The sequence below is a fragment of the Salinicola salarius genome (genome assembly GCF_002179555.1).
GTDB classification, from domain to species: Bacteria; Pseudomonadota; Gammaproteobacteria; order Pseudomonadales; family Halomonadaceae; genus Salinicola; species Salinicola salarius_A.
Window position 1 is genome coordinate 1 of the sequence record NZ_NHOU01000054.1, and the last position, 9,998, is coordinate 9,998.

Annotated in this window: 11 protein-coding genes and 1 pseudogene; 4 read left to right on the top strand and 8 right to left on the bottom strand. The window is 62.0% G+C overall.

All coding sequences use genetic code 11. The annotated features are described in order from the left end of the window. A pseudogene (locus tag CCD76_RS18240) lies at positions 1 to 532 on the top strand (ISL3-like element ISPpu12 family transposase); the annotation flags it as partial. 35 nt (positions 533 to 567) lie between these two features. Here CCD76_RS18240 and CCD76_RS18250 read toward each other — a convergent pair. Together CCD76_RS18250 and abiEi are read right to left on the bottom strand one after the other, a co-directional pair. Further along, on the bottom strand, positions 568 to 897 hold the full coding sequence (locus CCD76_RS18250; protein WP_179208966.1) for a nucleotidyl transferase AbiEii/AbiGii toxin family protein: 330 nt from the start codon (positions 895 to 897) through the stop codon (positions 568 to 570). Continuing rightward, positions 894 to 1,466, bottom strand: a complete 573-nt coding sequence (abiEi, locus tag CCD76_RS18255; RefSeq protein ID WP_087720957.1) for a type IV toxin-antitoxin system AbiEi family antitoxin — start codon at positions 1,464 to 1,466, stop codon at positions 894 to 896. The genes CCD76_RS18250 and abiEi overlap by 4 nt, the downstream gene beginning before the upstream one ends. A 159-nt stretch (positions 1,467 to 1,625) precedes the next feature. On the opposite strand from abiEi, the gene CCD76_RS18260 reads away from it, so the two are divergent. Continuing rightward, positions 1,626 to 2,804 carry an acyl-CoA dehydrogenase gene (locus CCD76_RS18260; protein WP_087720958.1) on the top strand — a complete coding sequence of 393 codons (1,179 nt, stop codon included), beginning with the start codon at positions 1,626 to 1,628 and terminating at the stop codon, positions 2,802 to 2,804. 5 nt (positions 2,805 to 2,809) lie between these two features. Next, complete coding sequence (locus tag CCD76_RS18265) at positions 2,810 to 4,063, top strand: CaiB/BaiF CoA transferase family protein (RefSeq protein WP_087720959.1); 1,254 nt, start codon at positions 2,810 to 2,812, stop codon at positions 4,061 to 4,063. 71 nt (positions 4,064 to 4,134) lie between these two features. On the opposite strand, the gene csiR is transcribed toward CCD76_RS18265, so the two are convergent. Continuing rightward, positions 4,135 to 4,836, bottom strand: coding sequence for a DNA-binding transcriptional regulator CsiR (csiR, locus tag CCD76_RS18270; RefSeq protein ID WP_373419437.1), 702 nt, complete (start codon positions 4,834 to 4,836; stop codon positions 4,135 to 4,137). 336 nt (positions 4,837 to 5,172) lie between these two features. Here csiR and CCD76_RS18275 point away from each other — a divergent pair, with 336 nt between their 5' ends. After that, a complete protein-coding gene (locus tag CCD76_RS18275; protein WP_087720960.1) occupies positions 5,173 to 6,381 on the top strand; it encodes an AGE family epimerase/isomerase in 1,209 nt (402 codons plus the stop codon). Here the strand turns inward: CCD76_RS18275 and CCD76_RS18280 are convergent. The 5 genes from CCD76_RS18280 to CCD76_RS18300 all read right to left on the bottom strand — a co-directional run. Further along, positions 6,370 to 8,208, bottom strand: a complete 1,839-nt coding sequence (locus tag CCD76_RS18280) for a SulP family inorganic anion transporter (protein ID WP_087720961.1) — start codon at positions 8,206 to 8,208, stop codon at positions 6,370 to 6,372. The genes CCD76_RS18275 and CCD76_RS18280 overlap by 12 nt on opposite strands. Positions 8,209 to 8,436: 228 nt before the next feature. Further along, positions 8,437 to 8,628, bottom strand: coding sequence for a DUF2283 domain-containing protein (locus CCD76_RS18285; RefSeq protein ID WP_071230222.1), 192 nt, complete (start codon positions 8,626 to 8,628; stop codon positions 8,437 to 8,439). Positions 8,629 to 8,630: 2 nt separating this feature from the next. Beyond that, a complete protein-coding gene (locus CCD76_RS18290) occupies positions 8,631 to 8,885 on the bottom strand; it encodes a DUF4258 domain-containing protein (protein ID WP_083387165.1) in 255 nt (84 codons plus the stop codon). A gap of 250 nt (positions 8,886 to 9,135) precedes the next feature. Then, on the bottom strand, positions 9,136 to 9,411 hold the full coding sequence (locus tag CCD76_RS18295) for a hypothetical protein (protein WP_087720962.1): 276 nt from the start codon (positions 9,409 to 9,411) through the stop codon (positions 9,136 to 9,138). Positions 9,412 to 9,709: 298 nt separating this feature from the next. Next, on the bottom strand, positions 9,710 to 9,998 hold a 289-nt coding region (locus CCD76_RS18300; RefSeq protein ID WP_143543329.1), incomplete at its 5' end, for a flagellar protein FlaG.

Below are 9,998 nucleotides of genomic sequence, written 5' to 3' on the forward strand. Positions count from 1 at the left end.
CCAGAGCCGGACTCTCAAGGGAGACCGGAAAATCCTGCTGAAACGCGCTCACGAAGTCTCAGACCGGGAGCGCCTCATCATGGAGACCTGGACAGGCGCGTTCCCGCAACTGCTGGCCGCCTACGAGCACAAGGAGCGCTTCTACGGCATCTGGGACGCCACCACACGGCTCCAGGCAGAAGCCGCCCTGGACGAGTGGATAGCCACCATCCCGAAGGGCCAAAAGGAAGTCTGGAGCGATCTGGTCAGGGCAGTGGGAAACTGGCGCGAAGAGACCATGACCTACTTCGAGACGGACATGCCCGTCACCAACGCTTACACGGAGTCCATCAACCGACTGGCCAAGGACAAGAACCGTGAAGGGCGCGGTTACTCCTTCGAGGTGATGCGGGCACGAATGCTCTACACCACGAAGCACAAGAAGAAGGCACCGACTGCGAAGGTCTCTCCTTTCTACAAGAAAACCATCGGTTACGGACTGCCGGACTTCGCAGAGGAACTCAACTACGGAGTCGATCTATCAACCATCTGAGGGTGGTATCAGATTGATGGGGTGAAGGTGCCCCATCAACCATTAAATCCGTATACCCCCAATTGATAGCGTTGGCTGACGTAATCCTCGATGCATGTTTTGATGCGCGAGACGTCCCGGCTGTTGAATGCCGTCCCGCCCACGAAGTCGAGATATTCGCTGAATCGCGGAGCGCCATAGCAAAGTCTCAACGAGGTCCCGCCTTGAAATGTCAGTCCTTCGAGTAACCGCTCGCGGTCGAGCGCGAACAGAATATCGAAATGGAGCAGCTCCTTTTCGACGACCGGCCGCATTGCACGACGCGCGGGATCTTCCATGGCCAAGTCGACAAGCGCGGCAAAATCCGCAGGTTCGATGCGCTTCATGACATATCTTGCTCCCTGTCGAGCGACTGATGCTCATCGGGCACCAGCGCTGCGGTATCTACCAGATGGGTATTGCGACCGACGCGTTTGAGGTCGGCCCAGGCCGCCTCCGGCGTCGCAACTTTCAACGGACGTCCGACATCTCGCATCCGCTGCAGCAATTCCTGTACCGGGCGCTTGGTATGAGTGAATTCGAGCGTTCCGTAAGGCGTCCGATAGAGGCCTTTTCGCCCGGTAGTCATGATCGTCAGCCGGTCGACCGGTATCTGCGATATCGCACCATAAGCCGATAAAGCCGACTCCAGGCTCACGTAGCTGTACTCGCCACGTCGCATGGTTTTGGCGATTTCCTCGAGCCGATCGGCTTTTGTCCGCCTTGATCGAGCATAAACGTAGATGCCCCTGTGGACGCCTTCGAGTACGCCGAATCGGCGTAACCGACCGATACTCTCCTGCAATGTCTTGGGGCTATCCTCGGGGAATACCTTGGCCAGACCGGCTAGCGTGTAGACACATCGCCCTTGTCGATCCCAGCGATCCAGTCGATCACGGGCGGTATTGAGGTTCATAAGTGAACACCAAATCTGGTTTTGTATAGATTATGCGTCCACTTATCTCTTAGCAATGCTTTAAAACGTAGACATTTTGCCAATAGTGTCGACATTGTGAATGGCGCTATCGTGGTGGCTTCTCACCGAACGGCATCGACGGTGCCAGGAGCCAAAGACATGTCCGCCTTCCAATGGGACGACCCTTTCCTGTTCGACCAGCAGCTCAGCGACGAAGAGCGCCAGATTCAGCAACTGGCGCGCGACTATTGTCAGGAGCGCCTGCAACCACGCGTGCTCGAGGCCTTCGAGAAGGATCACTTCGATCGCGAGATCCTGCGCGAGATGGGCGGGCTCGGCCTGCTGGGCGCGACGGTGGCCGAGAGCTATGGCGGCGCCGGCGCCAATCACGTCGCTTACGGGCTGATCGCGCGAGAGGTCGAGCGGGTCGACTCCGGCTACCGTTCCGCCATGAGCGTGCAATCCTCGCTGGTGATGTATCCGATCGAGGCCTACGGCACCGAGGCGCAGAAGCAGCGCTATCTGCCCGAACTGGCCAGCGGCGAAATGGTGGGCTGCTTCGGTCTGACCGAGCCCAACGCGGGTTCCGATCCCGGCAGCATGCAGACCCGGGCGAAGAAGGTCGAAGGCGGCTACCGCCTCAGCGGCCAGAAGATGTGGATCACCAACAGCCCCATCGCCGATATCGCCGTGGTCTGGGCCAAATCCGATGCCCACGAAGGCAAGATCAAGGGCTTCGTGGTCGAGCGCGGTGCCGAGGGCTTCTCGACGCCGACCATTCACGCCAAGGCGTCGTTGCGGGCCTCGGTGACCGGCGAGATCGTGCTGGATGACGTCTTCGTGCCGGAAGAGGCGCTGTTGCCCGGCGCCTCCGGGCTCGGCGGGCCGTTCGGTTGCCTCAACAAGGCCCGCTACGGCATCAGCTGGGGCACCATGGGCGCGGCGGAATTCTGCTGGCACGCTGCCCGTCAGTACACGCTGGATCGCCAGCAGTTCGGGCGTCCGCTGGCAGCGACTCAGCTGGTCCAGCTCAAGCTGGCGGACATGCAGACCGAAATCGCCTTGGGCCTGCAGGCCTGTCTGCGAGTCGGCCGCCTGCTGGACGATGGCCAGGCCACGCCGGAAATGATCTCGCTGATCAAGCGCAATCACTGCGGCAAGGCGCTCGACATCGCCCGCGTCGCGCGGGACATGCACGGCGGCAACGGCATCTCGCTGGAGTTCGGCGTGATCCGCCACATGATCAACCTGGAGACGGTCAACACCTACGAGGGCACGCACGATGTCCATGCCCTGATCCTGGGCCGCGCCCAGACCGGCATCCAGGCGTTCGGGTGAGCGCGATGAGCGACGTCACCCAGCCACTGGCCGGGCTCAAGGTGCTGGATCTCTCGCGAGTGCTGGCCGGACCGTGGTGTACGCAGCAGCTGGCGGATCTCGGCGCCGAAGTGGTCAAGATCGAAAGGCCAGGGCAGGGCGACGATACCCGCGCCTGGGGGCCGCCGTGGCTGGAAGGCACAGAGCCGGAATCGACGGTGGGCACGGGGCAGCAGACGAAAGCCTCCGCCTATTTTCTCAGCGCCAATCGCGGCAAGCGCTCGGTCGCCATCGACCTCTCGACGGCCGAGGGGCAGGCTCTGGTCCGCCGGCTGGCAACCAAGGCTGACGTGGTGATCGAGAACTTCAAGGTCGGCGGGCTGGCCGCCTACGGGCTCGATTACGCCAGCCTCAAAAGGCTCAAGCCGGAGCTGGTCTACTGTTCGATCACCGGCTTCGGGCAGGACGGCCCCTACGCCGGCCGCGCCGGTTACGACTTCCTGATCCAGGGCATGGGCGGATTGATGAGCCTGACCGGCGAACCCGACGACCGTGGCGGCGAACCGATGAAGGTGGGCGTCGCGATCACCGATATCTTCACCGGGCTCTACGCCGCCAATGCCATTCTCGCCGCGCTGCGCCGACGGGATGCCACCGGCGAGGGCGGCTATATCGACATGGCGCTGCTGGACGTTCAGGTCGGCGTGCTCGCCAATCAGGCGCTCAACTACCTGACCAGCGGGCAGACGCCGCAGCGCATGGGCAACGCGCATCCGAACATCGTGCCGTATCAGGCCTTCGCCGCGTCGGATGGTCACCTCATTGTCACCGTGGGCAACGACACCCAGTTCCGGCATCTCTGCGAGGCGCTGGGCGAGAGCGAATGGGCGACGGACCCGCGCTTTGCCACCAACGCCCAGCGGGTCGCCCACCGGGAGCTTCTCGTCGCGCGCTTGAGCGAACGCCTGATCGCCAGGCCGAGGGACGAATGGCTTGCGCTGCTGGAAGTCCACGGCGTGCCTTGCGGCCCTATCAACACGCTGGATCAGGTGTTCGACGATCCGCAGGTACGCCACCGGGAGATGGTGGTGGAGCGCACCATGAGCGACGGCCACCGTGCGCGGCTGGTCGCCAACCCGATCACGCTGGATGGTCAGCGGATGACCTCACCGCATTCGCCGCCGCGCCTGGGCGAGCACACCGAAAGCGTACTGAGTGATTGGCTGGCGCTGGATACCGAGGTTTTGGCGGATCTGCGTCGCACCGGCGCGATTTCCTGAGCGGGGAAGGCCCGGGCCGCTTGAATCCAGAGACGTTTGAACCAGAAACAGACGTTTAAACCCGGAGACGTTTAAACCCAGCCCTGTTCCTGCAACCGCTCCCGGATGATCGGCACCGGCGTCATCAGGTGTTCCCGCATCAGTAAACTGGCGGCGGAGGCGTCGCGGGCCAGAATCGTATCGAGCAGTGCCTGATGCTCGCGCTGCTTCTCGGCGAGCGCCTGCTCGGAAAAGACGGTCTGGCGCAGCCACAGGTGGCGATAGCGCTGGGCCTGATCGAACAGCGCCGCACGGGACTGCAGTAGCGGCAGGCAGCCGCAACCCGCCACCATCGCATCGTGCAGCGCCTGATGGCGGGTATCCCAGCGTTCGAGCATCTCGTCGGCGTCCTGTACCCGTGTGACCTTGGCCAGGGTATGGGTACGTGCCAGCACCGTCGCCTCCCATTCGTCGTCGCCGCGCTCGATGGCGAGCCGAATCAGTAACCCTTCCAGCTGCGCCCGCGCGTCGTAAATCGCTTCCAGCTCGGCGATCGACATTGGCGCCACCCGGTAGCCCCGTTGGCTGATGCCTGTGACCAGGCGCTCGCCGATCAGCCGTGTCAGCGCTTCGCGCAGGGGGCCGACACCGGTGTCGTAGCGGGCCTTGAGCCGGCTCATCAGCAGCTTTTCCTGCGGCGCGTAGAAGCCACGAATGATGTCCGCCTTCAGGCGATGATAGACATCGAGCGCGGTGGGAGAACGGTCGGAAATCGCGGTCATGTCTCGGGCCATGTCGGAATCGATCAGTGTGTTATTCGGGTCTGTCGATATTGAATAAAAATATCGACGCCTGTGTCGAGCCAAAAGGCACTCGACGAGAGGCGCATTGTGATGGACCTGGCCGACGACCAGACTGGCAAGGAAGACTTCGACGTCGCCAAGGTCAGGCGCATTCAGGCGCATGGTTCGTCGTGAGAGACGTTCGCGGCGAAGCGTCGTTCTCGATCACGAGATAGGCCCGGTCAAGGAACGTTCGTGATGAAGCGTTTGCGATGAAGCGTTTGCGATAGAAGCGTTTGCGATAGAAGCGTTTGCGATGAAGCGTTTGCGATAGAAGAGAGCCCCGTCATGCCGCTGACCACACCGCACCAGATCGAGCAGCACATCGCCAGAATCATGGCGTTCTATCACCCTCGCTGTATCGACCCTCAGGCGGGTTTTTATCATTACCTCACCGACGACGGGCATCTCTACAACCGCCACCATCGGCATCTCGTCTCCAGTGCCGGCTACGTGATCCTCTATGCCCGCTACGCCATGCACACTGGCGACCCGGAATACCTGGCGTGGGCGCGGCACGGGCTGAAATCTCTGGAAGAGAGCCATTACCAGACCCGAACCCAGGGCTACGCCTGGACGCTGGACGACGGCAGGCCCGACGACACCACCCAGCACTGCTATGGGCTGGCCTCGGTCATGCTGGCCTACGCCACGGCCCTGAAGGCAGGCGTTGCCGAAGCCCGAGCCGGGCTCGACCGCGTGCATGCGTTACAGACCCGGCGGTTTTTCGAGCCCCATCGGCAGTTGTACGCCGCCGAAGCGGACGACCATTGGCAGCTGACCGGCTACCGGGGTCAGAGCGCCAACCTGCGCAGCTGCGAAGCGTTGATCGGCGCCTTCGACGCGACCGGCGATGCCGCCTTTCTGGAACGGGCGCTGACCATCGCGCGGACGCTGTGGCACAAGCTCGCGCCGATGGGCGATGGCTGGCTCTGGGAGCATTACGACCGCGATTGGTACCCCGATTTCGATTACCACCGCGACCAGCCCGACGACCTGTTTCGCCCCTGGGGGTTCCAGATCGGGCATCAGACCACCTGGGCCAGGCTGATGGTAGTGCTTTCGCGACATTGCCCGAGAGAGACCTGGTTGATCCCCACGGCCAAGCGTCTGTTCATCGAAGCGGTCGAGAAAGGGTGGGATAGCCGATACGGCGGACTGGTCTACGGCGTGGATTTCAACCGCCAGTTTCTCAATCGCGACAAGGTGTACTGGGTGCAGGCCGAAAGCCTCGCCGCCGCCGCGATGCTTGGCGACCTGACGGGCGAAGCCCGCTACTGGCGCTGGTACGACAAGATCGCCAATTACTGCTGGCAGCACATGATCGATCACGAGTACGGCGCCTGGTATCGGATTCTGACGCCGGACAACCGCCGCTATTCCAGAGAGAAGAGCCCGGCCCCCAAGACCGACTGCCAGACTCTCGGCGCCTGTTGCGACATTCTGCCGATCATGCGGCGCCAGCACGGCGAGCGGCAGGCAGCGTCATCGGCCTGAGGTTTCGGAAGCCGTCCCGGTCGACGACGCTTTCGACGCCAGCAGCGCGGCCCGTTCATCGTCGAGCCGATGGCGGATGTTGGTCCAGGCCGAAAAGGTGCTGAGGTAGGACTCCCCGGTCAGGTGCTCCAGGAAGTCGCTCTTGCTGAGTCTATCCATGACCGGCCCTTTCACCTCCGCCAGATGCAGCGTGACCTGCGAATCCTTCAGGCGGGCATTGATCGCCTCCAGGCTTTCCAGTGCCGAGGCATCGATCAGGTTCACCGCCGAGCAGATCAGCACCAGATGCTTCAGGTTGGCGCGATCGGCCAGCAGGCCGTAGACGGTATCCTCGAGATAGCGGGCGTTGGCGAAGTAGAGGCTTTCGTCGACGCGCAGCAGGGCGATCTCGTCGTCGACTTCCGCCTCGTGGCGCTGGATGTTGCGGAAATGCTCCGTGCCCGGCAGACGGCCGACTTCCGCCGTGTGCGGCCGGCTGGTGCGATAGAGATAGAGCGCCAGCGACACGCCGACACCGGCCATGACGCCGGCTTCCACGCCCTCGACGAACGTCAGCACGATCGTGATCAGCATCGCGGCGAAGTCGCTGCGGGAATAGTGCCAGGTCCGCTTCAGGCCGGGCAGGTCGACCAGCGTCATCGCCGAAACGATGATGCTGGCCGCCAGAGTCGCGATAGGCAGGTAGGCGATCAGCGAGGTCAGAAACAGGATCACCAGCCCGACGCCCAGCGCCGCGAACGCCCCGGCGGCCGGCGTGCGGGCGCCCGAATCGAAGTTGATCACCGTGCGCGACAGGCTGCCCGTCACCGGCATGCCGGAGGTGAAGGCCGCCGCGAGATTGGCGGTGCCGAGGCCCACCAGCTCCTGATCCGGCGAGATGCGCTCGCGCCGGCGTGCCGCCAGCATCTGCGCCAGCGAGACCGACTCGATGAACCCCACCACGCTGATCAGGAACGCAGGCAGCAGCAGGTCGCGCAGCAGGCCCGGATCGAACGACGGCAGGCTCAGCGGCGGCAGGTGAGCGGGGATATGGCCGACCACATCCACCCCGAGCGCCGGCAGGTCCAGCGACCAGGAAACCAGCGTCGTGATCGCGACGGCCATGACCGGCCCCAGGCGCACGAAGAACGTCGCGACGCCGGTCCGCAGCCCCATCTTCCGCAACACCGGGCCGGCGCGGCGCATGAGCAGCAGGAACACCAGTGCCGAGGCGCCCAGTATCAAGGTCGGCCAATGGATGTCGTTCAGGTGGGTCAGCAAGTGGGCCAACTGATCGATCAGCGTGAAGCCCGAACCGCCGACGCCGATCAGGCTCGCGAACTGGCTGGCGGCAATCAGCACGCCGGAGGCCGTGAGCAGGCCGGAGACCACCGGGTGACTGAGGAAATTGGCGAAGAAGCCGAGCTTCAGCAGACCCATGACGGCCAGGACCAGACCCGAAAGCATGGCAAGCGTCGTCGCGGCCTGACTGTAAGCCGCCGTACCGCTGGCGAACAATGGCGAGAGGGCGGCGGCCGTCATCAGCGAGACGATCGCCATCGGCCCGACGGCCAACGTCCGGCTGGTCCCGAAGATCGAATAGAGAATCAGCGGCAGCATGCTGGCGTAGAGGCCGGTGATCGCCGGCAGCCCGGCGAGAATGGCATAGGCCAGCGCCTGAGGGATCACCATCAGCGTGACGATGATAGCGGCTACCAGATCCTCGTTGAGGAGGTGCCGGTTGTAATAGGGCGCCCAACTGATGATCGGAAAATAACGTGCCAGACGGGCACGGAAGTGGATCTGCTCTCGCGTGTCGGTTCCCCTCAGTCGGCGCCAAAGGCTCATCGTGCTATGTAGCTCCCTTGCATAAGCTTATCGTTCGAAACGATAAATGGTGCGCCTCAAGGCTGGCGCATGCAAGCCAGACGCATCAAGCCGCAAAAGGGAAGCCGGCCGCCCGCGCTCCACGCGCCGTCAGGCGGTCTGGATGGCCCGCGCCCGCTCATAGAGTTTCCTGGCGCTATCGATGGCAAGCGATACAGGCTCTTGGCGGGGTTGCCGTGTTTTCGAGAATCAGGCTGCATGGCTACGCAGTAGTGGCCATGCTCCTTGTTTAGAAGCTTCGAGTATGACGATTTCGACAATCGTGCCGTCCTCGGCATAGCTGACATGGGTATTCCAGTCCTGAGAACCTTCCTTGATGATTGGCTTCTCCGAGAGGTGAACTACCAGAATATCGTCCGCTTCATCATAAGTCGTACGCATGGCTAGCTTTCCCACTGAAAATGATGCATCACCGTTTTGACTACCAGCATCTCCTCAAGGATGACGGCAGCACAGATTAGATTATCCTGCCGCCCTGGGGCCTCCTTGGCAATCCATAACCGGATGTCATCTTTGTATCGCACTTGACCCGTTTCGAGAAGCTCACCCAGTAATGCCTCGTTAATGTTGCGCTGCGCCATTCGCTCGCGGGCGTGGCGAGTAACATGCACCCTAAGGCCAAAACGTGTACTGAACATGAGGCTCCTCTTTGCCGATATTGCTGACGATTATCAACATAACATGGGTAAGAACCCATCGCGGTATGGATTTGCAGGCCTCACGACGCGGACAGCGCTATGTCGAGGTGTTCCTCGACATGCAGCGCAAGCATGAGCCGGTGAACTGATCATGCCCGCCACCTCGAAGCGCTTCATCATCTCGTGGTATCGTCAATGACGGTATCGAGTTGCTGACATTCGCTTTGATTCAAAAGCCCTCCACGCCCCGTCAAGCGGTCTGGATGGCCCGCGCCCGCTCATAGAGTTTCCTGGCGCTATCGATGGCAAAGCGCTCATGTTGATCAAGTTCCAGCACCGGGCCGGTCAGGTTCCCGTCAGAGTCGGCGACGTCCTGAATCTCCCGAGCGTAGCGTTTCAGCAGATGTTCCAGGTTCATTTTGATCATCATGATTTCCAGCTCGAATTCCTGCCGCAGAAGCTGGTAGTGGCCACGTTCGTCGTCATTGCCAGCCTTTTCAGCTCTAACGAGAAGCGTATTGTTCACGAGATTTTCCGTAATCTTGAGCTTGGGAATCAGATCGTGAACGAGGTCTCTGGCAAATAGATTGCCGTCAGTGTTCAGTGTGGAGCAGTCTCGCGAAGTAGGCATACTTGAAATGGCCGTTTGGGTCAGGGCAGGTCAGGCGCTGCAAGATAACGGCGCCGTACCCCAGCGAATATCGGTCTGTCCCGCGAAAACTTGAGCGCTTCTGACGCACCGCGCATGAAACGCTACCCCGGCATCGACACGTCAGTACAATTGAAAAGCCTGGCCGGCAGGCGGTTAAGGCAGGGCTGCGCGGTCATGCCGAAGCGTCGAGCAGCCGTCCGCCGTTGTCGCTGGCAAAAGCCTCGGCAATCCGCAACATCTCCTCCGCCGGAATCTGCCGGATGACTTCGCCGGTCTCCTTGTCTACCACCTTCGTGATGACACGGCTGTCGAACTCGCTCAGCTCGAAGCGCAGGCCGTATTGCCGCATGGCCTCGTTGAGCTCACTGACCTGATCGCCCAGCGGGCCACTGAAGATAGATAGTGGATCGTCATCCGGGGCAACATTGCCACGTTGGGACATCGGTTGCGGCATCTGCTCC

What these genes read in the sequence shown, in the direction of transcription:
- CCD76_RS18260 (WP_087720958.1), top strand. Translation starts at nt 1,626, where the DNA reads ATGTCCGCCTTCCAATGGGACGACCCTTTCCTGTTCGACCAGCAGCTC.
- csiR (WP_373419437.1), bottom strand. Translation starts at nt 4,836, where the DNA reads ATGGCCCGAGACATGACCGCGATTTCCGACCGTTCTCCCACCGCGCTC.
- abiEi (WP_087720957.1), bottom strand. Translation starts at nt 1,466, where the DNA reads ATGAACCTCAATACCGCCCGTGATCGACTGGATCGCTGGGATCGACAA.
- CCD76_RS18250 (WP_179208966.1), bottom strand. Translation starts at nt 897, where the DNA reads ATGAAGCGCATCGAACCTGCGGATTTTGCCGCGCTTGTCGACTTGGCC.
- CCD76_RS18280 (WP_087720961.1), bottom strand. Translation starts at nt 8,208, where the DNA reads ATGAGCCTTTGGCGCCGACTGAGGGGAACCGACACGCGAGAGCAGATC.
- CCD76_RS18275 (WP_087720960.1), top strand. Translation starts at nt 5,173, where the DNA reads ATGCCGCTGACCACACCGCACCAGATCGAGCAGCACATCGCCAGAATC.
- CCD76_RS18285 (WP_071230222.1), bottom strand. Translation starts at nt 8,628, where the DNA reads ATGCGTACGACTTATGATGAAGCGGACGATATTCTGGTAGTTCACCTC.
- CCD76_RS18290 (WP_083387165.1), bottom strand. Translation starts at nt 8,885, where the DNA reads ATGTTCAGTACACGTTTTGGCCTTAGGGTGCATGTTACTCGCCACGCC.
- CCD76_RS18265 (WP_087720959.1), top strand. Translation starts at nt 2,810, where the DNA reads ATGAGCGACGTCACCCAGCCACTGGCCGGGCTCAAGGTGCTGGATCTC.